The organism is Ectopseudomonas khazarica, assembly GCF_004521985.1.
Lineage (GTDB): Bacteria > Pseudomonadota > Gammaproteobacteria > Pseudomonadales > Pseudomonadaceae > Aquipseudomonas > Aquipseudomonas khazarica.
The window spans coordinates 46,236-68,887 of the sequence record NZ_SBHZ01000007.1 but is presented as its reverse complement, the minus strand read 5'-3'; the positions used below and the strand labels follow the sequence as shown (position 1 = coordinate 68,887).

Below are 22,652 nucleotides of genomic sequence, written 5' to 3'. Positions count from 1 at the left end.
GTTCTCCAGATACGGTAGGTTCTAACAGGCTTCCAGCTTGGCATAGGCCAGCATCAGCCACTTGCTGCCTTCGTTTTCGAAATTCACCTGTACCCGCGCCTGTGCGCCGGCACCCTCGAAATTGAGGATGGTGCCCTCGCCGAACAGGCTGTGCCGCACGCGTTGCCCCAGGTTGAAGGGCGTCTGCGGTACGGCGCTGCCGGCGAACAGGCTGCTGCCACCCATGGAACTGGTGTTCACCGGGCGGCTGACGCTGTTGTTCAGGCGGACTTCCTGAATCAGTGGTGCGGGTATTTCGCGGACGAAGCGCGATACCTTGTTGTAGGTCTCGCTACCGTAGAGACGCCGGGTTTCGGCGTAGCTGATCACCAGCTTCTGCATGGCACGGGTAATGCCGACATAAGCCAGGCGGCGCTCTTCTTCCAGTCGGCCCGGTTCTTCCAGGCTCATCTTGTGCGGGAACAGACCCTCTTCCATGCCCACCAGGAACACCAGCGGGAATTCCAGGCCCTTGGCGCTGTGCAGGGTCATCAGTTGGATGCTGTCCTCGTTCTCGGCGGCCTGGGTGTCCCCGGCCTCCAGCGAGGCGTGGGTGAGGAAGGCCTGCAGCGGGGTCAGCTCGTCGTCTTCGTCATTCTCGAAGGTGCGTGCCGCGCTGACCAGTTCCTCGAGGTTCTCCACGCGGGCCTGGCCTTTCTCGCCTTTTTCCGCTTCGTGGTAGGCGAGCAGGCCGCTCTGCTCGATGACCACCTGGGTCATCTGGTGCAGGGGCATCGCCAGGACCTTCTCCGCCAGGCCTTCGATCAGCTCGATGAAGCCGCTCAGGGCGCTCGAAGCGCGGCCCGGCAGGGCCTTGTTGGCGAGCATCAGGCGGATCGCTTGCCACATGTGCACGTCATGCGCGCGGGCGTATTCGCGAATGGTCTCGATGCTCTTCTCGCCGATACCGCGCGCCGGCACGTTGATGATGCGGTCCAGCGCGGCATCGTTGCCGCGGCCGTCGAGCAGGCGCAGGTAGGCCATGGCGTTCTTGATCTCGGCGCGCTCGAAGAAGCGCTGGCCGCCGTAGATGCGGTAGGGGATCTTCTCGCGCAGCAGCGCCTCTTCCAGCACCCGCGACTGGGCGTTGGAGCGATAGAGGATGGCGATCTCGCTGCGCTTGAGGCCGTCCTTGCGCAGGGCGTCCTCGATGCTCTCCACCACGTAGCGGGCTTCGTCGTGCTCGTTGAACGCGGCGTACAGCGCCAGGGGCTCGCCGTCGCTGCCGTCGGTCCACAGCTCCTTGCCCAGGCGCCCGTTGTTGTTGGCGATCAGGGCGTTGGCGGCCTTGAGGATGCCGGCCGTGGAGCGGTAGTTCTGCTCCAGGCGGATCAGCTGGGTGTCGGGGAAATCGCTGGAGAACTGCTGGATGTTCTCGATCTTCGCGCCGCGCCAGCCGTAGATCGACTGGTCGTCGTCGCCGACCACCATCAGGCTGTCGCCGCCCTTGGCGAGGAAACGCAGCCAGGCGTACTGCACGGCGTTGGTGTCCTGGAACTCGTCGACCAGGATATGGCGGAAGCGCCGCTGGTAGTGTTCGAGCAGGCCCGGCTTGTCGCGCCAGAGGTCGAGCGCGCGCAGCAGCAGCTCGGCGAAGTCGATCACCCCGGTGCGGGCACAGGCCGCCTCGTAGGCTTCGTAGATGCCGCGCATGGTGGCGAGGAACAGGTCGCCGCCCGCCTGGATGTGCGCCGGGCGCAAGCCCTCGTCCTTCTGGCCATTGATGAACCACTGCGCCTGCTTGGCCGGCCAGCGCTGTTCGTCCAGGCCGAGGTCGCGGATCACCCGCTTGATCAGGCGTTGCTGATCGTCGGAGTCGAGAATCTGGAAGTTCTCGGCCAGGCCGGCTTCCTGCCAGTGCGCGCGCAACAGGCGGTGGGCCAGGCCGTGGAAGGTGCCGACCCACATGCCGGCCGGGCTGTGCCCGAGCATGTCCTCGATGCGCTGGCGCATCTCGGCGGCGGCCTTGTTGGTGAAGGTCACCGACAGGATCGAATGAGGCGAAGCACCCATGGCCTGAATCAGGAAGGCGATGCGGTGCACCAGCACACGGGTTTTCCCGGAGCCGGCACCGGCCAGTACCAGTTGGCGGCCGAGCGGGGCAGCCACGGCCTGGACCTGGGCGTCGTTGAGCGAAGCGAGGAGGAGTTCGGGGTCGTTTTGCATCGCGGCATTCTAGGGGGCCGGACAGGGGAGGGCAAACCGTGTCGACCAGGCGGTTTGCCGAGGCCTGCGCGCGGAGTAGACTGCGCCTCTCAATGGATCTGAAGGAGTCGTGACGCCGATGTCTACCGGTACCCACGCCATGGAAAGCCCCCTGCTGGGCATCGACCTGGGCACCACCAACAGCCTCATCGCGGTTTGGCGCGAGGGGCGTGCGGAGCTCATTCCCAATGCCCTCGGCGAGGTCCTCACGCCGTCGGCGGTGAGCCTGGACGAAGATGGCAGCATCCTCGTCGGCAGCGCTGCCCGTGCCCGGCTGACCACTCATCCACTGCGCAGCGTGGCGGCGTTCAAGCGCTACATGGGCAGCGACAAGCGTTTCACGCTGGGCGACCGCCAGTTCACCCCGGAAGAACTCTCGGCGCTGGTGCTCGGCTCGCTCAAGGCCGATGCCGAGGCGCACCTCGGCATGCCGGTGAGCACGGCGGTGATTTCGGTGCCAGCCTATTTCAGCGATGAACAGCGCAAGCGCACGGTGTTCGCGGCGGAGCTGGCCGGGCTGCGCGTCGAGCGCCTGATCAACGAGCCGACCGCCGCGGCGATGGCCTACGGCCTGCACGAGCAGCAGTTCGAACGCACCCTGATCTTCGACCTGGGCGGTGGCACCTTCGACGTCACCGTGCTCGAATACGCGCTGCCGCTGATCGAGGTGCATGCCTCCACCGGCGACAACTTCCTGGGGGGTGAAGATTTCACCGAAGCCCTGCTCGGGGCCTGCCTGGACGATTGGCAACTGGCGCGCAGCGCGCTGGACAGCCAGGCGCTGGCGAGCTTGGAAGATGCCCTGGAGCAACTCAAGCGGCGCCTCGCCGACGGTCCGCAGACGCTGGACTGGATGGGCCGCCAGTGGCAGCTGGACGAGGCGCGGGCGCAGCAGATCTGGACGCCGCTGCTGACCCGTCTGCGCCAGCCCATCGAGCAGGCCCTGCGTGATGCGCGGCTCAATCCGCGCGACCTCGACAGCCTGGTGCTGGTCGGCGGCGCCACGCGGATGAGTGCGGTGCAGCAACTGGTGGCGACCCTGTTCGGCCGTCTGCCCTACCGGCACCTCGACCCGGACACCATCGTCGCCCTCGGCGCCGCCGCCCAGGCCGCCTGCAAGGCGCGCGACCATGCCATCGAGGAAGTCATCCTCACCGATGTCTGCCCCTATACCCTGGGGATCGCCTCGCGCCGCAGCGACGAGCAGCCCGGCGCCTTCTCGCCGATCATCGAGCGCAACACGGTGATCCCGACCTCGCGGGTGCAGCGCTACTACACCACCCACGCGCAGCAGGAGTACATCCGCATCGAGGTCTACCAGGGCGAGCGCCCCTGGGTGCGCGACAACATCTTCGTCGATGCCTTCGAGGTGAAGCTGATCCAGACCGGGCAGGTGCAGGCACTGGATGTGCGCTTCAGCTACGACATCAACGGCCTGCTGGAAGTGGACGTGACCCTGGAGAACGGCCAGCGCCACGGCCATGTGATCGACCGCAGCCCCACCGGCCTGAGTGCCGAGGCACGGGCCACCAGCCAGGCGCGCCTGGCCGGGTTGAAGATCCACCCGCGCGATACCTTGCCCAACCGCACGCTGCTGGCACGCCTGGAACGCGCCTGGATGCAGACCCTGGGGGCCGAGCGCGAGCAGATCGGCCAGTGGCTGGACGAGTTCCAGAGCGTGCTCGGCACCCAGCAGGAGCAGCCGATCACCGCCGCGCGGCAGCGCCTGGAGCAACAGCTGCAGGCGCTGCGCTTCTAGCCGGCCGGCGGCTCGCGGAAGCCGTTGAGCTGGCGCAGGCGGGCCTGCAGGCCCTGCCCGGCGTCGGCCCGTCGGCCACCGGGCGGGCCGTAGCGGTTGGGCAGCGGGTCGCCCGGCCAGAAGAACAGCAGCAGCGCTATGTAGGGCATGAAGAAGCTGCCGGCCAGCAGCATCACCAGGGTGCCGGCGCCACGGCTCATGTCGTGCAGGCGGCGCAACTGGCAGCCGATCAGCGCCAGGCCGATGACCAGCAGCGTCGCCAGGGCCAGACCGTTGCCGGCCTTGCTGGCGAGGCCGGCCAGGGGCACGGCGATCGCCGCCAGGGCGATGGTCTGCAGGGTGAAGTTGAGCCGGTTCAGGCGCCCGCCCAGTCGCCAGGGTTGCCACTGCGCGCGCAGGCTGTCGGGCTGATGCCGAGGCAGCAGGCGTTCGCTGCGTGACAGCAGCAGGGTGATCGCCAGGCGCACCGCGATGGGTGTCATGGTGCTGTCCTTGGCCTGCTGCAGCGAGCGCAGCTGACCCGAGGTGGGAACGCCAGGCTTGGTCTGGTACAGGGTGCGCATCGACTCGAAGATCGTCTGCATGGTCGAGAAGGGCAGTCCGTTGTCCTTGCAGATCGACTGCGCCAGGGACTCGGGACGTGCCTTGACCAGGCCCTCGCGGAACGCGTCGAACCAGGTGCTGGGCCCGGTGAAACCGTGCAGCCGCTGCAGGGCCTGGTCGCGCAGCGCGCGCGGCAGGTCCGGGTCGTGGTAGAGCAGGGCGTCGAGGATCATCTGGCCGAGGGGATCGCCCGCCAGCTCATGGCCGTGGTGCCGGGCGCCGGCTTCGATGCGGGCGACCGAGGGCAGCCGGCGGCTGCCCAGCAGCACGCTCGGGCTGACCAGTTCGGCCGCCAGCAGTCCCTGCAAGGCATCGCCTTCGTCGAGGTCGAACAGCCACTGCTGAGGCGCGGCGTCGGCCGCCAGCCACTGCGTCTGCAAGGCGTGGGCCGGATGCTCGGCGGAAGTGGGCACGCGCCCGACACGCTCACGCAGCCGTCCCAGCCACTGCAGTGGCTGCTCCAGCAGGCCGATCAGCAGCAGGGTCTGGCGCTGCAGCTGCCAGCGCGCCTCGGGCTCGGCGGGCAGCGGCGGCAACGCCTGTCCCGCTTGCAGCAGGCGCAGTTGCAGCTTCAGGCAATAGGGATGCAGACCGTCCGCCAGCGGGGCGAGCACGTCCTGCAGGCGTTGCAGGGTGTCGGGCGCATAGTGGCGCAGGCGGCGAAGCCAGCTCAGCATCTGCGCGCGGGCGACGCTGTTGTCGCCCAGGGCCTGGGGCAAGGCCGCGCCGGGCGTGGCCAGCGCATGTTGCAGTGCCTGCACGGCGGGCGATTCGCGCAGCCATTGCAGCTGTTGCCCGGCCAGGTAGGCGAAGCCTTGCTGCACGACAGCAGCGAGCGGATGTTCATCGACCGTCAGGTTCAGCAGCGGCTCGATGTCCGCCGCCTCGCCACGCTGCAGCAGCCAGGCCTGGCGATACAGGCGGGTCAGCGGCGTATCCAGTGCGCTGAACAGTTCGGCGAGGAACGGCCATTCGCTGTCGCCCAGCTGCCAGGCGACGAAGGTGCGTGCGAGGGCCGGCAGGTCGGTGTCGGCCGCGCGCAGCCAGCGGGCCAGGGTCTGCGGGCTCTGCGCCGGCTCGCCATCGCCCAGACGGTTGTCGTCCAGGGCGTACTGTCGGTCCACATCCTGCTGGCTGCGGTCGCAGGCCATGATCAGCAGAGGCAGGTGCTCCGGCGCATGGTAGGCGCTCCACGCCAGCAGCCAGGCGGCCGCTTCGGGCATCTCGCGTTCCAGCCACAGGCGCGTCCACAGGTCGAGGGCATCCTGGTCATGGTGCTGCTTCTGCAGCGCCAGCAGGTAGAGGATGTCGAGATCGTCCGGCTGCTCGGCGTGACGCGCCTGGTAGTGCTCCAGGGCACCGCTGAGGGCCACGCCGGCCAGGGTGCACTGACGGTACAGGTGCGGGTAGTAGGCCGGGTCGGCGGGCATCGGCAGGCACAGGTGCAGGGAACTCCAGCCGCGGAACTCCTGCAGCGGCCGGTTCTGGAACAGGTGCTCGAGGGTGCGCACGTACCAGAGGTTCTCCACCTGCGCCACGCTCGGCCAGTCGCTGAGGGTGGCGAGGTCGAACGGGTCGGGTTCGGCGATGCGCTGCAGCAACTGGTCGAGCGGCTCGGCTTCTTCGAAGGGCAGCTGCATCAGGCGGTTGGCCCAGGCCATGCGCTCGGTCAGCAGCTGCGCGCAGCGGTGCGACAACGGCCCGTTGCTGAGCAGCAGGTGACGCAGCGAGCCGTCGATGCTCTCCAGCACGTCCAGCGGCAGCTGGTCCAGCGACCGGCAGTAGTCCTGCCAGGCCTCGGGGCGAAAGCGCCGGCCGGCATCCTGCAGCAGCTCGACGAACTGCTGCACGGCCTGTTCGCTGGCGCTGGGCAGTGCGGCCGCCTCGCCGGCCTCGTTCGTTTCGCCGCGCGCGTGGCGCAGGGCATCCTCGTAGGCACCGCGCAGCGCCTGGAAGCCTTCGGGGTCGCGCTCCGGATGGACCTCGGGCAGGCGTGTGCGGTAGGCCGTGCGAATGGCGTTCTGATCGTCTGTCGGCTCGATGCCGAGGTGTTCCCAGCAACTCATGACCAGTCGAATGCCTCCAGCGATTCAGGTTTTTCCGGCAGATCCAGCTCCAGGTCCCAGTGCAGGTCATCCAGTCCAGCCGCCGGGTTCATCGCCAGCTCGCGTGCCAGCGCGACGTGCGTCGGGTTGCTGCCCTGGCGGCTGATGCACAGCGCCAGCTCGTCCGCCTGCTCGTGGCCGAGGCAACTCCAGTAGCTGCGGCCGATGAGAAAGCCGGCCAGGTAGCTCTGCCAGTTCTGGTAGTAGTAGCGTGCCCGCAGGCTCAGGCGGCTGTGCAGCCAGAGGTTTTCCTCGAGGCTGAGCCAGCCGTTGAGCTGACCGATGCGGGCGAGGAAACTCATGCGCCCCAGGTCCCAGGCGCGAATGCCGCCGGAGCCGCACACCAGGATGGTATCGGCGACGTAGCGGTAGGCGACCTGCTGGCTGGCATCCAGGCTGTCGACCAGCTTCTGCCATTCGCTTGGCAGCAGGCGCGCGTTGTCCCAGTAGGCGCCGCTCAGATCGCTGGCATGGCCGTTGTCGGTCATGCGCTGGATCATCGCCAGCAGGGCCGGGCGATCGGCGATGTCCCAGGACTCGGTCAGGTCGACTAACTCGTTGTCCGGGTAGAAGTTCGGCAGGTCGTAGCGGGCGTCGTAGCGGGCATTGATCGCCACCATCGGTGCGGACAGGGCGAAGAGCCAGCGTCGTTGCAGTTCATCCATGGGCTGAGGGCCATTCTTCCTTGAGCGGGAGGGCGCCATCCTAGGAGCTGTTGGCAGGGGGCTGCAAGTGCCTCGCGGGCGGCCCGGGCGAAAGCGCTCAAGCGATGACTGGCAGGTCAGCCGGCCGGTGTCCGCGCGCGTTGCGTCCCTGGCGCGGGACGCCCGCCGAAAGTTGGACGCCAGGTTGTGAAATTGCCCACATCTCTGTTGGGCACAGCGTCTGTCTCGGGTATTCTGCCGCCACGTCAGGGCTGCGACCGCCGCTTGCGCGGGCAGGCCCTCAGGCACCATTACAAGAACATCGCCTATGACCGCCACCACTAGCGCCGCAATCCAAGAGATGACGCTGGACCCGCATCAGACCGAGCATCAGTTCGCCACGGATATCGCCGTCGAGCGCACGCGCCTGCTTTTCCAGGGCTCGCGTCTGCCTACATTGCTGATGTTGCTGGTCGGCCTGGCCTGCCCCCTGCTGCTGTGGCATCAGCAAAGCGTGCCCCTGCTCGCGACATGGCTGGCCTGGGTGGTGCTGCTGGTGCTGCTGCGCCTGACCCAGGTGAAGGCCTTCGACGACGCCCTGCCCAGCCGCCAGGCGGAACCCTACTGGCGCCGCGTGTTCCTGCTCGGCGCCGGTGCCTCGGGGCTGAGCCTGGCCTTCGCCGTGATCGTCCTGGTGCCCGCCGATGTGTTCTACCAGCAGGCCCTGGTCTATGGGCTGATCGCCGCGGCCATCCTCTCCGCCAGCGTCGCCTACGCGGTCAGCCTGCCGGCGTTCCTCACCTTCGCCTTGCCCTGTCTGCTGCCGTCGGCGGCCTTCCTGCTGCTCAGCGACAACAGCCTGCAGCGCGGCTGGGGGCTGATCAGCGTCATTCTCTTCCTGGCACTGCTGGTCGTCGCCTGGCAGGTCAATCGCCTGGTCCAGCGCAGCCTGTTGCAGCGGTTTCACAACCTGGCGCTGATCGCCCATCTGGAGCACGCCAAGCAGCGCGCCGAAGGGCTGAACGGGGAGCTGGCCAGCGAGGTGGAGCAACGTCGTCGCGCCGAGCGCGAGCTGCGCGATGCCCATGGCGAGCTGGAAATGCGCGTGGCCGAGCGCACCCTGGAGCTGGACGAGGCCACGCACGCGCTGGGCAAGAGCCAGGCGCGCCTGTCGCTGGCGCTGGAGGCCAGTGAGCTGGGGCTGTGGGACTGGGACCTGCAGAGCGACCAGGTGCACCACTCGCACCTGCGCGAGCTGTTCGGCCTCGACCCCGAACAGGTCAGGGAGATGCTGCGCGACCTGCGCCCGCGCCTGCATCCCGACGACCTGCCGACGTTGCGGCGTGCCTTGCTCGAGCACATGAAGGGACGCAGCGAGGACTATCACGTCGAATACCGCGTACGCCACGCCGACGGGCACTGGGTGTGGGTCGAGGACCGTGGCCGTGCGGTCGAGCGCGACTCCAGCGGGCGCGTGCTGCGCATGCTCGGCACCCGCCGCAACATCAGCGCGCGGCGCCAGCAGGAGCAGCAGCAGCGGCTGGCGGCGATGGTCTTCGAAGCGGCCAGCGAAGGCATCTTCATCCTCGACCCGGACTACCGTCTGCTGGCGGTGAACCGTGCCTTCAGCAGCGTGACCGGCTATTCGCGGGACGAGGTGCTCGGACGCCGAGTCACCAGCCTGCTCGGCAGCGACGAGATGCGCCGCCAGTACCTGAGCATCCGCCAGGAACTCGATGGTAGCGGCAACTGGCAGGGCGAGCTGATCGAGACGCGCAAGAGCGGCGAACTCTACCCGCAGTGGTTGCAGCTCAATATGGTGCGTGACGCGGCCGGGCGGCCCAGCCATATCGTGGGCTTCTTCGCCGACCTGACGGCGCGCCGCGAAGCCGAGGAGCGTCTGCGCTACCTGTCGCACTACGACGAGCTGACCGGCCTGGCCAACCGCACGCTGTTCCGCGAGCGCCTGCACGAGGCCAGCCAGCGTGCGCGGCAGACGGGACGCAGCATCGCCCTGATGCACATCGACCTGGACCGTTTCAAACTGCTCAACGACAGCCTTGGCCACGAGGTCGCCGACCAGCTGCTGCGGCAGATGAGCCGTCGCCTCACCCAGACCGTGCCGGAGGCCGACTGCATCGCGCGCCTGTCCGGTGACGAGTTCGCCATCATCCTCGATGCCTACGGCAGCCTCTCCAGCCTGGCGCGGGTGGCCAGCCGTCTGCTGGCCAAGCTGCGCGTGCCGATGACCGTCGGCGGCCACGAGCTGGTGGTCAGCGCGTCGCTGGGGATCAGCCTGATGCCGGACTATGCCCGCGAGGTCGGCACGCTGATCAGCCAGTCGAACATGGCCGTGCAGCATGCCAAGCACCTGGGCGGCAACACCTTCCAGTTCTTCACCGACAACCTGCAGGCCTGCACCCTGGGGCGCCTGCAGCTGGAAAACCAGCTGCGCAAGGCGATCGACGAGGGCCAGCTGGAGGTGTTCTACCAGCCCAAGCTGAACCTCGCCGACGATCAGCTCAACGCCGCCGAGGCGCTGGTGCGCTGGCGTCATCCGCAGCAGGGGCTGGTGCCGCCGGGCGAATTCATCGGCCTGGCCGAGGAGACCGGGCTGATCACCGCGATCGGCGAGTTCGTCCTGCGCCAGGCCTGTCGCCAGGCGTGCGAGTGGCAGCGCCAGGGGCTGGCGGAGATTCGCGTGTCGGTCAACCTGTCCGTGCATCAGCTGCGCCAGGGCAATCTCACCAGCCTGGTCCGCCAGGTGCTCGAGGAGACCGGGCTGGCGCCCGAGTACCTCGAGCTCGAACTGACCGAGAGCCAACTGCTGGACAACGTCGAGAGCGTCATCGTGACCTTCCAGCAGTTGCGCGCGCTGGGTGTGAAGCTGGCGATCGACGATTTCGGCACCGGCTACTCCTCGCTCAGCTACCTCAAGCGCTTTCCGGTGCACTACGTGAAGATCGACCAGACCTTCATCCGCGACCTGTCGCCGGGTGGCGAGGACGCGGCGATCACCCGCGCCATCATCGCCATGGCGCACAGCCTGGAGCTCAAGGTGGTCGCCGAGGGCGTGGAGACCCAGGCGCAGATGGACTACCTGAAAAGCCAGCACTGCGATGAGATCCAGGGCTTCCTGATCAGTCGTCCGGTGGAGGCGAGTGCCTTCGCCGAGCTGCTGCGCGCGCAGATCCAGCGCGCGCCGGGTTGAGCCGCGTTTCCTCCCTACCCAGTCACGGCTGAACGCTGCGGGCGTGACCGGCGCAAAGATGGCTGCGCCCCGCGTGCCGCTGCGCGATGCTGCGGGCCTCGCTCACGACAAGGAGGACCCGATGGCCAAAGCCCCCAACCTGAGCCTGTCCCAACGCCTGCTGCTGGCTTCGCAGCGCATGGCGCCGGTGGCGGTGAAAGCGGCGCTGGTGCAGCAGCTGGGCGCCGAACAGGCCGCGCAACTGTCGCCGCACATGCCGCCGGCGCAGTTGCGCGAACTGATCATGACGCTGCCCATCGAGTTCCTTGCCGAGGTCACCACGCACCTCGATCCGCGCAGCATCCTCGATACCTACCTCAGCCTGCCCGACAGCCTGCACCTGGAGGTGGCCCGGCGGTTGTGCGTGATCGGGGCCTTCGCCACCGCGGCGCGCTATGCCGAATGCCTGTCGCCCAGGCAGGTGAAGGTGCTGATCTACGGTATCCACGACGCCGACCAGGTGCTGCAGATCGCCCGTCATATCGTCGACATCGAGCTCATCGTGCAGAGCCTGCGCAGCTTCTCCACCAGCTACCTGTGCAAGCTCACCGACGCGGCCGCCGCCGATGCCAACGTGGCGCTTTCCGCTCGCGTGCTCAGCGGCCTGCCGCTGCCACGCCAGGCCGATATCTGCGCCCATCTTGCGCCAGCCGTGCTGGAGCCACTGCTGCCGCTGTTGCTGCAGGCCAACGCGGCGCTGCGCGAGCTGTTGCCCGAGCCCGCGCAGCCTGTAGCCGAGCTGCCCTAGGCGCGCGCCGAGCCGGGCGGTTGGCGGCGGCGCCGGACCTAGCGCGCGAACAGCTGGCCGATGTCCTTGAACGCCTTGAACTCCAGGGCGTTGCCGCACGGGTCGAGGAGGAACATCGTGGCCTGCTCGCCGACCTGCCCCGCGAAGCGCACGTAGGGCTCGATGACGAAGCGGGTGCTGCGGCTGCGCAGGCGCTCGGCCAGCGCTTCCCAGTCGGCCCAGCCGAGCACCACGCCGAAGTGCGGCACCGGTACGTCGTGGCCATCCACCGGGTTGCTCACCGCCGACTCCTGGTAGGCCATCTTCGGCGCCTGGTGGATGACCAGCTGGTGGCCGAAGAAGTCGAAGTCCACCCAGTGCTCGCTGCTGCGGCCCTCGGCGCAGCCGAACACCTCGCCATAGAAATGCCGTGCGGCGGCCAGGTCGTATACGGGAATTGCCAGGTGAAAGGGAGCAAGGGCCATCACGGAGTACCTCTGTTGGTTTTTGCTCCAGCCTACCAACAGCAGAATTGATCGAAAGCGAATATTCTTGCTCACAAGCTCAAATATTTTTGATCGATAGGGGCCGCCGTGCTGCGTGAGCTGAAAACCTTCGTCACCGTCGCCCGCCTGGGTACCTTCGCCGCGGCCGGCCAGCAGGTCGGCCTCACCCAGTCGGCGGTCAGCGCCCAGATGCGTGTGCTCGAACAGCAGCTCGGCGTGCGCCTGTTCGACCGCAGCGGCCGCAGTGCGGTGCTCAATGCCGCCGGCCGGCATGCCTTGCCGTTGGCCGAGCAGATGCTCGCCCTGTACGGGCAGATGGCCCTGCCGCCAGGGGCTGGCGACTGTGTCGGCGAGTTGCGCGTCGGCGCCATCGCCACCCTGCAGACCGGCCTGCTGGCCGAGGCGCTGCCGCGTTTTCGCCAGCTGGCGCCACGGGTCGAGCTGAAGCTGGTGCCGGGTGTCTCGCTACAGCTGTTCAGTCAGCTCGATGCCGGCGAGCTGGACCTGGCCTTGCTGATCAGGCCGCCGTTCGCCTTGCCCAAGGAGATTCTCGAAGTGCCGCTGGCGCGCGAACCTTTCGTGCTCGTCGCCCCTTTGCACGTCGAGGGGGATGACCCGCTGCGGCTGCTGGCCGAGCAACCGTTCGTGCGTTACGACCGGACCTCGTTCGGCGGCCGCCAGGTCAGCCGCTTCCTGCGAGAGCAACGCCTGACGGTGCATGAGGCGCTGGAGCTGGACGAACTGGAAGCCATCGTGCGCCTGGTGGAAAACGGCATGGGGGTGTCGCTGGTGCCGCGTGCCGGCCTGTGGCTGCAGCGCCCGACCCGCCTGCGGGTGATCGAGCTGGGCGCGTTGACCTTCCACCGCGAACTGGTCGCCTTGTTGCGCCGGGCACAGCGCCAGCCGGCACTGGACTGTCTGCTGAGCTGCCTCGAGTCGATAAATTGAAAATGCTTCTCAATAAAAATAAGATGCCGCTTTCCTATCGCCCAAGACCAGGGATGCACGATTGTCGGACTTGGATCTCAAAGGCCTGTTCCAGAAGCACGCCAAGACCCTGCACAGCTTTCTGCTGCGCAAGAGTCGCGACCCGCAACTGGCCGCCGATCTCACTCAGGAGAGCTTTCTGCGTCTGGCCGAGCAGAGCGGCGGCGAGCGCATCGACAATTCGCCGGCCTACCTCTACCGTACGGCCAGCAACCTGCTGATCGACCACCAGCGCCAGCAGATTCGGCGCAGGACCGACCTGCTCGGTGATGACCTGTTGCATGAAATCGAGGCCGAAGGCAGCTCGCTGGACGACATCACCGCCGCGCGCCAGCGTATCGAGCGCCTGCAGGAGGCCGTCGCCGAGCTGCCGGCGCGGACTCAGGAGATCTTTCGCCTCAACCGCATCGAGGGCCTGACCCACGCCCAGGTGGCGCGTCAGCTGGAGATCTCCGACAGTTCGGTGCAGAAGCACCTGGCACGCGCCCTGGCGCATGTGATGGAGCGCGTGCTCGAGGTGGACGAACAGGCATGACGATGGTTTACGGTAAAACCCCGCGTCGCACGTCATTACTTGAAACGGGTATCAGCCGCCCGCTCCGCAGCGACCTATAACGAGAATCCAGAGTGAGCGTGATTAGCCAAGATCCGCAGCAGCGGAGCATCCGTGAGGCCGCCGCCGAATGGGCGGTGCTGCTCGCTGACGATGCACTCGACGACGCCCGGGCCGAGGCGCTGCAGCATTGGTTGCAGGCCGATGTCCGGCATGCCGAGGCGCTGGCGTTCGCCCAGCGTACCTGGGCGGCCCTGGCGGGTCTGCCGGTCGACAGGCCCCGGCAGCATCGGGCGCCGCCAGTAGCCTCTGCCAGGCCCCAGCATCCCGTGCGCAAGGCGCGCCTGCGGCGTTGGGGCGCGGCGGCCTGCCTGGCGCTGCTGCTCGGTGGCCTGGGGCTGAGCCAGCGCGACCGCCTGTTGCTGCCGCTCATGGCCGACCATCGCACCGCCAGCGGCGAGGTGCGCAGCCTGACATTGGCCGATGGCAGCGAGGTGATCCTCGACAGTGCCAGTGCCATCCGCCTGGACTACTCCGCGACCCGGCGGCGGGTGGAGCTGCTGGCCGGTGCCGCCATATTCCAGGTGGCGCCGCAGGCGGATCGGCCGTTCGTCGTCGAGGCGTCCGGCGGGACGGCACGCGCCCTGGGCACGCGCTTCCTGGTGCGGCGCGAGGCTGACGAAGGCGCTCTGGTCGGTGTGCTGGAGCACGCCGTGCAGGTCAGTGCCGGCGGCCAGCAGCAGCGTCTGGAAGAAGGGGACAGCGTGCATTACGACGCCTCGGGCATCAGCGACGTGGCGCTCGACCTGCAGCGTGTCACCAGCTGGCAGCGTGGCTTGCTGGTGTTCGACCGCGTGCCGCTGGCGCAAGTGGTCGAACAGCTCAACCGCTATCGCAGCGGACACATTCTCCTCGGCAGCGAGGCGCTGGCACAGCGCGAGGTGAGCGGGGTTTTCCGCCTGGACGCACTCGACGATGCCCTGGCCACCCTGGCGCGGGAAATGCACCTGCAGCGGGCAGAAATGCTGGGCATCAGCCTGATCTACTGAGGCGCAGCGAGGCGCTCCGACAGGTCCGGCAGAAAAATTTTCACGATTTCCTTACTGAGTTTCTCCGGGTTGCGCGTCTTTGTTGGTAGTGATTTTCATTATCAATAAAGAAAGCCCTGGGGTTAGTCGTGAGTCGTCGTCGTTCTGCAGCATCACCTGCTCTCCGTCATCCTTCATCCGTGTTGCTCAGTGGTGTCGCGCTGGGCGTGGCCCTGGCCTTGAACGGCGCCGCGCTGGCGGCCGAAGCCGTGGCCGAGGCGCGCTCGACCCAGCACGAGGTGATGGCATTCGACATCCCCGCGCAACCGCTGGACCGCGCTGCCCTGGCCTTCGCCGAGCAGGCGGGGGTGCAGGTGTTCTTCGACAGCGCACGCCTGCAGGGCTTCGCCAGTACCGCGCTGAGCGGGCGCTACCCGCTCGACGAGGCGCTGCGTCGCCTGCTCGGCAGTGCGCCGGTGGATTACCGCTTCGACGGCCTGCGTCAGGTCACCCTGACCCGCCGTGCGCTGCGCGATGAACAGACGCTGCAGCTGCAGTCGACCACGGTGCAGGGGCGCCAGCTCAGTCAGCGCCAGGAAACCTACCTGCAGCCACGCTCGGTCGCGGTGATCGACCGGCAGCAGATCGACAGCCGTCCGCCGCGTCATGCCGCCGACATGCTGGAAGAAACCTCCGGCGTCTACACCGCAGTCAGCCAGCGCGATCCGGGCCTCTCGGTGAATATCCGTGGCGTGCAGGACTACGGCAGGGTGAACATGAACATCGACGGCATGCGCCAGAACTTCAGCGTCAACGGCCATCAGCAACGCAACGGCGTGATGTTCATCGACCCCGAGCTGATCTCCAGCGTGGAGATCGACAAGGGCACCAGCGCGGGCATGGGCGGCGCCGGTGTGCTGGGCGGGATCGCCTCGTTCAGCACGGTCGATGCACGCGAATTCCTCGGTGAAGGCAAGGAGTTCGGTGGACGCCTGCGCGCCGGCCATGGCATCGGCGAACTGGGCAATGGTACCTATTTCAACGGCAGTGCCCTGTTCGCCTTCGGCAACGAGCTCGGCGATGTCCTGCTTGGCGTCAGTGAGCGTCACTTCGGTGATTACCGCGCCGGCACCAATGACAAGGACAACCTGGGCACCCAGATAAACCTGCGCCAATTCTATCCAACTGCCTGGGAGAATTGGCTGAACTCGGAGGTCGGTGAAATGGACAGCGTGACCCGCTCACGCCTGTTCAAGTTGGGCCTGAATCTGCCAGCAGATCAGCGTCTGCAACTGAGCTACATGGAGTACGACACCGACAGCAAGGATGCATGGGTCTACCGCAACAGCGATGGGCGGAGCATTTACTACCGTCGCAATGGCAAGAGCGATGTGATCGCCCGCAACACCGCCCTGGACTACAGCTACAACCCTGACGACGACCTGATCGACTTCAAGGCCAAGCTCTACTACGTCAGCACCCGCCAGGACCGCTGGAATGCCGCCAGTACGGCCAGCCAGAACAGCGGCAACTGGTACCCGGACTATACGGACAGCTACCGCACCGATACCTGGGGCCTGCAGTTGCAGAACACCTCGCGCTTCTACCTGGGGGACGCGCACCAGTTCGCCGTCACCTATGGCAGTGAAGCGTTCCGCGACACCTTCTCCCCCGAAACCACACGCACACCATCGACCTATGAGACGGCCTATCCCTATATCAAAGGGGCTACACCCGAGGGCGAGCGCACCATGGCCAGTCTGTTCGGCCAGGTGCTCTACGATTACGACGGCTGGCTGACTGTCGATGCCGGGTTGCGCTACGACCGCTATCGCCTCGAGGGCGATACCGGGCTGACGGTGTGGATGCTGCCCGATGGTCAGTTCACTGTCAGCAACAATGTCGAGCGCTCGCTGGTATTCGACGTGGATCGTGAGGAAGGACGCTTCTCGCCGACCTTGGGTGTCGCGATCAAGCCGGGGCTGGACTGGCTGCAGCTCTATACGCGCTGGGGCAAGGGCTGGCGTCCGCCGGCGGTGACCGAGGCTTTCATGTCTGGCCGTCCCCATGGTGGAGGTGGCTCGGAACAGGTATATCCCAATCCCTTCCTCGAGGCGGAGCGCTCTCACAACTGGGAAGTGGGTTTCAATGTATTCAAAGAGTCCCTGTTGCGTGATGGCGATCGTCTGGGCATCAAGGTGGCCTACTTCGATACCCGTATCGACAACTTTTCCTTCATGGATATCAACGTCAGCGTACCGGGCCGTACGGTTGGCGGTATCGGCCTTGGGCGCTCGGCCTATCAGAACAACCAGGAGCAAACCCGCTTTCGCGGTGTCGAGTACAACCTCGATTACGACGCTGGCAGCTACTACGGTCGCCTCAGCTACACCCACATGATCGGCAGCAACGACTTCTGCTCGAAGGAGTTCTACATGGGGGGCGCGCTAGAGCGTGTACAGATAGGTACTGTGCCCGGTTTCATTCAGGTCGGGCCGATTCAGATTCCGGTGCAGCTCCCGCTCTACGAGGCGCAGCCCAATGACGCGCTGAACGATCTGGTCACCTGTAGCCAGATCATGGGCAACGCGTCCTATATGCCAGCTGACCGCGGCTCGCTGACCCTGGGCATGCGCTTTCTCGACCAGCGTCTGGACGTAGGCGCGCGCCTGCGTTACAGCGCCGGCAATGGCGAAAACCTCACCAACCACACCTATGCGCAGATCGACCAGGCGCTCTGGCCGCAATACGAGGTTTATGACCTTTACGCCAGCTACTGGATGACCAGCAGTCTGAACCTGGCGCTGTCGATGGAAAACGTCACCGACCAGGCCTACTTCGTCGCCATGGGTGATGCCAACAACCTGTCCCTGGCACGTGGCCGCACCCTCACCGGGATGCTCGAGTACCGCTTCTGAACGGCTCCGGCCAGGGGGCCGGGGCAAGGCTTTGCCCGTTTTGGGCAAAGGCGATGGTGCCCCAGGCACCAGCGTCCATCACTCCATGTACAAGAGGATTTGTCATGAGCGTTTCCGTTACCTATGACCCGATTTTCGGTAGCTCCACCATTAGTGACTACTTGGCTTTTTGGGCGACAGGTTTTGATACTGGTGGCCACGGATATACCAATACTGGAGGTTTTAACGGTGGAAATGGTCTGCTTGAGGGTGATCAATATGCAGCTATTGGGTCTCTTGGCTCGGATTACGCTTTTGTAGCTAGCAGTAATGCCAGCGATGGCTTGCATTATGTATACGACACCTTTCTGCATCCAAGTGATAATGCAAACCACTACTTATGGGGGCAGTTGGACAATATCTCGCTGGGTGAGGTGCTCGGTGGTGGTTGGGGCAGCGACTTCAGCCTGAGCAACTACGTGGTCACCTTCAGCGGGCTGGACCTGTCCGCTGCATTCGGCGCCGGCCGCGTCGGCAACGAAGTACACGAAACGATCTTCGGCCTGATGCAGGGCGACACCGCGCCTCTGGAGTCGGTCCTGGACGATCTGTTCGCCGCTTACGGCGTCTCCACCGACGACACCTTCGACGTGGTCGCCGCTGCCCTGGCAGCCGGTCCGCTGAGCACTGGCTCGGCCGAAACGGTTGGCGTACCGGAGCTGGCCGACGACCTGGCCCTGGCGGCCTGATCGGGCGGAGATGAAAAAGGCGGCGGGGAGATCGCTCTCCCGGCCGCCGGCAACGACCGCCGTGGTGCTGGCCTGAACAACTCGCGCCACGGTGGTCGCACGAATTCTCGACAAGCGCGGCCTGCTGCGTCAATCACGGCAGGCGGCGTTCCTGGGGCTCGAAGGCATGCAACCCTCCAATGAAATCCTCGCCGCGCTGGCGTCCTGCCGGCGTGGCTTCGTCAGCATCGGCGCGTTCAGCGCGGTGATCAACCTGCTGATGCTGGCCCCGGCGTTGTACATGCTGCAGGTCTACGACCGCGTGCTGGCCTCGGGCAACCACATGACCCTGGCCATGCTGACGCTGATGGTGCTCGGCCTGTATGCCTTCATGGGCCTGCTGGAATGGGTGCGCAGCCTGGTGGTGATCCGTCTCGGCGCGCAGGTCGACCAGCAGCTGGGCGGTCGCGTCTACGACGCCACCTTCGATGCCAGCCTGCGGGTCGCGCGCGGCAGCAGCGCGCAGCCGCTGAACGATCTGACCAGCCTGCGCCAGTTCGCCACCGGCAATGCGCTGTTCGCCCTGTTCGATGCGCCCTGGTTCCCGCTCTATCTGGTGGTGCTGTTTCTCTTCCATCCCTGGCTCGGCTGGCTGGCGCTGGGCGGTGCCGCGCTGTTGCTGGTGCTGAGCTGGGCCAACCAGTGGCTGACCCGTGCGCCCCTGGCCGAGGCCGGGCAACTGGCGATCCATTCGACCCAGGCGGCCAGTGCCCATCTGCGCAACGCCGAAGCCACCGAAGCCATGGGCATGCTGACGCGCCTGCGCCAGCGCTGGCAGGCCGAGCACGGGCGCTTTCTGCAGTTGCAGAATCGCGCCAGCGAGCAGGGTTCGGTCTTTGCCGCGGCCTCGAAGGGCGTGCGCCTGGCCCTGCAATCGCTGATGCTCGGCCTGGGCGCGTTGCTCGCCGTGGATGGGCAGATCACGCCGGGGATGATGATCGCCGGCTCCATCCTCAGCGGCCGCGTGCTCGGTCCGCTGGATCAGCTGATCGGCGCCTGGAAGCAGTGGAGCGGTGCGCAGCAGGCCTACCAGCGCCTGCGTGACCTGCTCCAGGCGCAGCCGCCGCGTGCCAGCGGCATGAGCCTGCCGGCGCCGCGTGGCGAGCTGCGCGTGGAGCAGCTGTCGGCCTGTGCGCCGGGGGCGCGCACGCCGGTGCTGGCGGGGGTCAGCTTCGCCCTGGAGCCGGGCCAGCGTCTGGTCGTGCTGGGGCCGTCCGGTTGCGGCAAATCCAGCCTGGCGCGCCTGCTGGTGGCGGCGCAGGTGCCGCTGGCGGGCAAGGTGCGTCTGGACGGCGCCGACCTGCAGCAATGGGACAAGCAGGCGCTTGGCCCGTACCTCGGCTACCTGCCGCAGGACGTGCAGCTGTTCGCCGGCAGCATCGCCGAGAACATCGCCCGCTTCACCGAGGTCGAGGCGGACAAGGTGATCGCTGCCGCGCAGATGGCCGGCGTGCACGAACTGATCCTGCGCCTGCCGCAGGGTTACGACACACGCCTGGGCGAAGGTGGCGCCGGGCTGTCTGGTGGGCAGAAGCAACGCATCGGCCTGGCCCGGGCGGTTTACGGCCTGCCGGCGCTGATCGTCCTCGACGAACCCGACGCCAACCTCGACGAGGCCGGCGAGCAGTCGCTGCTGGCTGCGCTCGATCGCCTGCGCGAGCAGGGGCGCACGCTGGTGCTGGTCAGTCATCGCCAGGCGTTGCTCAAGGGCGCCGATCAGTTGCTGGTGCTGCGCGCCGGGCAGATGCAGGCCTTCGGCCCGGCCGCACGGGTGTTGCAGGATCTGCAGCAGAGCGCCCGTTCCGCCGCGCAGACCGCCCCGGTGCGGCGGGTCGCGCCGGCGCTGAGCATCAGCTACGGCGCCCAGCCGGGAGGCCAGCAATGAGTGCCCCGGCTCCTGTGCAGGGGTTGCATGCGGTCGATGCCGGGGCACCGACTCGCCTGGGCTGGTGGCTGTTGCTGGTCGGCTTCGGCGGCTTCCTCGCCTGGGCCGCGCTGGCGCCGCTGGATCGCGGCGTGCCGGTCAGTGGCACGGTGATGGTCAGCGGCAATCGCCAGGCGGTGCAGCACCCCGTCGGCGGTACGGTGCGGCGCATCCTGGCCCGCGACGGCGACTCGGTGCAGGCCGGCCAGGCGCTGCTGGAGCTGGACGACCAGGCATTGCGGGCCCAGGCCGAGGCATTGCGCGCGCAGCTGATCGGCAGTCGCGCCAGTGCCGACCGCCTGGCCGCCGAGCGTGACGCGGCCGAGCACATCGACTTCGATCCCTGGCTGCTGGCGCGCGGTGATGATGCGCTGGTCAGTGCCAGCCTGGAATTACAACGGCAGCTGTTCGCCAGCCGCCAGCAGGCGCTGCGCCTGGAGCTCGAGGGGCTGGCGCAGAACCTCGCCGGCAGCGAAGCGCAGCTGGGTGGCCTGCGCGCGCTGCGCAGCAGCAAGCAGGCGCAGTTGCAGGTACTCGACGAACAACTGCTGGGCCTGCGCGAGCTGGCTGCCGAGCAGTACATCCCGCGCAATCGCCTGCTCGATGTCGAGCGCCAGCGTGCCGAGCTGCTCGGGCTGGTGGCGGACGACAGCGGCCGTATCGGCCAGTTGCAGCGGCAGATCGCCGAGTTGCGCCTGCGCGCCGGCCAGCGCCGCGAAGCCTTCCAGGAGCAGGTCCGCAGTCAGCTGGCCGAGGCGCAGGTTCGCAGCGAAGAACTGCGTCATCGCCTGGCGGGCCTGGAGGTCGAACTGCAGCAGCTGGTGCTGCGTGCGCCGGCGGCGGGCCAGGTGGTGGGCCTCAGCGTGTTCACCGAGGGTGGCGTGGTGGCGCCGGGGCAGGCGCTGATGGAGATCGTCCCTGAGCATCAGCCACTGCTGGTCGAGGGCCGGCTGAGCCCGGCGCTGGTGGACAAGGTCCACGCCGGCCTGCCGGTGGAGCTGCTGTTCAGCGCCTTCGAGCAGAGCACCACGCCACGGGTGCCGGGCACGGTGCAACTGGTCTCGGCCGATCGCCTGGAGGACGAGCGCAGCGGCGATGCCTACTACGCCGTGCGCATCCGCGTGGATGACGCAGGCATGCAGCAGCTCGGCGGCCTGCGCATCCGTCCCGGCATGCCGGTGGAAGCCTTCGTACGCACGGGCGAGCGCTCGTTGCTCAACTACCTGTTCAAGCCGCTGCTCGATCGTACCCACCTGGCCCTGGCGGAAGACTGAGCATGCGCGTGATCTGTTTCCTGCTGCTGTCCTGCCTGGCGCTGCCGGTGCAGGCCCTGGCGCTGCTCGATGCCTACGCCCTGGCGCTGCGCAACGACCCGAGCTTCCAGGCGGCCATCGCCGAGCGTGACGCCGGCCTGGAGGAACGCGCGGTCGGTCGTGCCGGGCTGCTGCCCAGGTTGTCGTGGAGCTACAGCAACCAGCGCAACGAATCGGAGGTGAGTGCGGGTGGGCAGCGCGTCGACCGCGACTATCGCAGCTACGCCTCGGTGCTGAGTCTGCAGCAGCCGTTGTTCGACTACGCCGCCTGGGCCGACTATCGCCAGGGCGTGGCGCGCGCCCTGCTGGCCGATGAGCGCTTCCGTGCACGCAGCCAGGAGCTGGCGGTGCGCCTGTTCGAAGCCTACAGCCAGGCACAGCTCAGCGACGAGCGCATCCAGCTGGCGCGCGCCCAGCGCCGTGCACTGGTCGAGCGCCTGCGCCTCAATCGACACCTGCTCCAGGCCGGCGAGGGCACCCGGACCGATGAACTGGAAACCGAGGCGCGCCTGGCCCTGGCCGAGGCCGAGCTGATCCAGGCGCGGGATGACCTCGATGTCGCCTTGCGCACGCTGGAGAGCATCGTCGGCGAGCCTCTGGACCGTGCCGATCTGCTGCCACTGGCCGACGACTTCACCGTGCAACCGCTGCAACCGGCGCGCTTCGAGGCCTGGCGCGATCTGGCCATCGCCGGCAATGCCGAACTGGCGGCGCAGCGCCAGGCCGTCGAGGTGGCCGCAAGAACGATCGACAGGCAGCGTGCCGGGCACCTGCCGACCCTGAGCCTGGTGGCCAGCAACCGTCTGACCAGCTCCGACTCGGAGAGCAGCTACAACCAGAAGTACGACACCGACAGCATCGGCATCCAGGTCAGCTTGCCGCTGTTCGCCGGTGGCGGCGTGTCGGCGGCGACCCGCCAGGCGACGGCGGCTCACCTGCAGGCCGGCTTCGAATTGGATGCGCAGCGTGCCGACGTGCTGACGCGCCTGCGTCAGCAATTCAACCTGTGCAGCAGCGCGCAGGCGCGGTTGCGCGCCTACCGGCTGGCCGTGGCGTCTGCGCAGACCCTGGTCGAGGCCACGCGCAAGAGCGTGGCCGGTGGCGAGCGGGTAAACCTCGATGTGCTGGACGCCGAACAGCAGCTGTATGGCGCCCGGCGCGACCTGGCCGAAGCGCGTCATGGCTACCTGCGCGCCTGGTTGCAACTGCGCCAGTTGAGCGGCGTGCTGGCCGCCGCCGACCTGGAGCGCCTGGCCGGCTATTTCGTCGACGCCGATTACTGAATGAAACCGACTGATTCGTCTTTACCTAACCGAACCATTCA

15 protein-coding genes are annotated in these 22,652 nt (G+C 67.2%); 11 read left to right on the top strand and 4 right to left on the bottom strand.

The features are described from left to right. Window positions 1–21 precede the first annotated feature (21 nt). Window positions 22–2,205 (bottom strand): DNA helicase II, encoded by a 2,184-nt coding sequence (gene uvrD / locus EPK82_RS10750; RefSeq protein WP_134676560.1) that lies wholly within the window; start codon window positions 2,203–2,205, stop codon window positions 22–24. A gap of 118 nt (window positions 2,206–2,323) precedes the next feature. Here uvrD and EPK82_RS10745 point away from each other — a divergent pair, with 118 nt between their 5' ends. Next, window positions 2,324–4,003: a molecular chaperone HscC gene (locus tag EPK82_RS10745; RefSeq protein ID WP_244229912.1), complete on the top strand. Its 1,680-nt coding sequence runs from the start codon at window positions 2,324–2,326 to the stop codon at window positions 4,001–4,003. Here EPK82_RS10745 and EPK82_RS10740 read toward each other — a convergent pair. Continuing rightward, complete coding sequence (locus EPK82_RS10740) at window positions 4,000–6,672, bottom strand: DUF805 domain-containing protein (RefSeq protein WP_134676559.1); 2,673 nt, start codon at window positions 6,670–6,672, stop codon at window positions 4,000–4,002. The two genes, EPK82_RS10745 and EPK82_RS10740, sit on opposite strands and share 4 nt — an antisense overlap. Then, window positions 6,669–7,376 carry a DUF1266 domain-containing protein gene (locus EPK82_RS10735; protein WP_134676558.1) on the bottom strand — a complete coding sequence of 236 codons (708 nt, stop codon included), beginning with the start codon at window positions 7,374–7,376 and terminating at the stop codon, window positions 6,669–6,671. The genes EPK82_RS10740 and EPK82_RS10735 overlap by 4 nt, the downstream gene beginning before the upstream one ends. Before the next feature lie 307 nt (window positions 7,377–7,683). On the opposite strand from EPK82_RS10735, the gene EPK82_RS10730 reads away from it, so the two are divergent. Beyond that, window positions 7,684–10,566 (top strand): putative bifunctional diguanylate cyclase/phosphodiesterase, encoded by a 2,883-nt coding sequence (locus tag EPK82_RS10730; protein WP_134676557.1) that lies wholly within the window; start codon window positions 7,684–7,686, stop codon window positions 10,564–10,566. Window positions 10,567–10,687: 121 nt separating this feature from the next. Further along, window positions 10,688–11,353: a hypothetical protein gene (locus EPK82_RS10725; protein ID WP_134676556.1), complete on the top strand. Its 666-nt coding sequence runs from the start codon at window positions 10,688–10,690 to the stop codon at window positions 11,351–11,353. A 38-nt stretch (window positions 11,354–11,391) separates the two neighbouring features. Here the strand turns inward: EPK82_RS10725 and EPK82_RS10720 are convergent, their stop codons facing one another. Further along, on the bottom strand, window positions 11,392–11,817 hold the full coding sequence (locus EPK82_RS10720) for a VOC family protein (protein WP_134676555.1): 426 nt from the start codon (window positions 11,815–11,817) through the stop codon (window positions 11,392–11,394). Window positions 11,818–11,925: 108 nt separating this feature from the next. On the opposite strand from EPK82_RS10720, the gene EPK82_RS10715 reads away from it, so the two are divergent. From EPK82_RS10715 to EPK82_RS10680, 8 genes are all read left to right on the top strand, one after another. After that, on the top strand, window positions 11,926–12,786 hold the full coding sequence (locus EPK82_RS10715; protein ID WP_134676554.1) for a LysR substrate-binding domain-containing protein: 861 nt from the start codon (window positions 11,926–11,928) through the stop codon (window positions 12,784–12,786). 61 nt (window positions 12,787–12,847) lie between these two features. Then, a complete protein-coding gene (locus tag EPK82_RS10710) occupies window positions 12,848–13,360 on the top strand; it encodes an RNA polymerase sigma factor (protein WP_037055535.1) in 513 nt (170 codons plus the stop codon). A gap of 98 nt (window positions 13,361–13,458) precedes the next feature. Beyond that, complete coding sequence (locus EPK82_RS10705; protein ID WP_134676682.1) at window positions 13,459–14,427, top strand: FecR family protein; 969 nt, start codon at window positions 13,459–13,461, stop codon at window positions 14,425–14,427. A gap of 179 nt (window positions 14,428–14,606) precedes the next feature. Further along, a complete protein-coding gene (locus EPK82_RS10700; RefSeq protein ID WP_244229929.1) occupies window positions 14,607–17,324 on the top strand; it encodes a TonB-dependent receptor in 2,718 nt (905 codons plus the stop codon). A gap of 53 nt (window positions 17,325–17,377) precedes the next feature. Further along, window positions 17,378–18,052 carry a heme acquisition protein HasA gene (locus EPK82_RS10695; RefSeq protein ID WP_341870005.1) on the top strand — a complete coding sequence of 225 codons (675 nt, stop codon included), beginning with the start codon at window positions 17,378–17,380 and terminating at the stop codon, window positions 18,050–18,052. A gap of 166 nt (window positions 18,053–18,218) precedes the next feature. Next, window positions 18,219–19,976, top strand: a complete 1,758-nt coding sequence (locus EPK82_RS10690; protein WP_134676680.1) for a type I secretion system permease/ATPase — start codon at window positions 18,219–18,221, stop codon at window positions 19,974–19,976. Beyond that, window positions 19,973–21,289 carry an HlyD family type I secretion periplasmic adaptor subunit gene (locus EPK82_RS10685; RefSeq protein ID WP_134676552.1) on the top strand — a complete coding sequence of 439 codons (1,317 nt, stop codon included), beginning with the start codon at window positions 19,973–19,975 and terminating at the stop codon, window positions 21,287–21,289. Before EPK82_RS10690 ends, EPK82_RS10685 begins: the two co-directional genes overlap by 4 nt. 2 nt (window positions 21,290–21,291) lie before the next feature. After that, window positions 21,292–22,611: a TolC family outer membrane protein gene (locus EPK82_RS10680; RefSeq protein WP_134676551.1), complete on the top strand. Its 1,320-nt coding sequence runs from the start codon at window positions 21,292–21,294 to the stop codon at window positions 22,609–22,611. Window positions 22,612–22,652 lie beyond the last annotated feature (41 nt).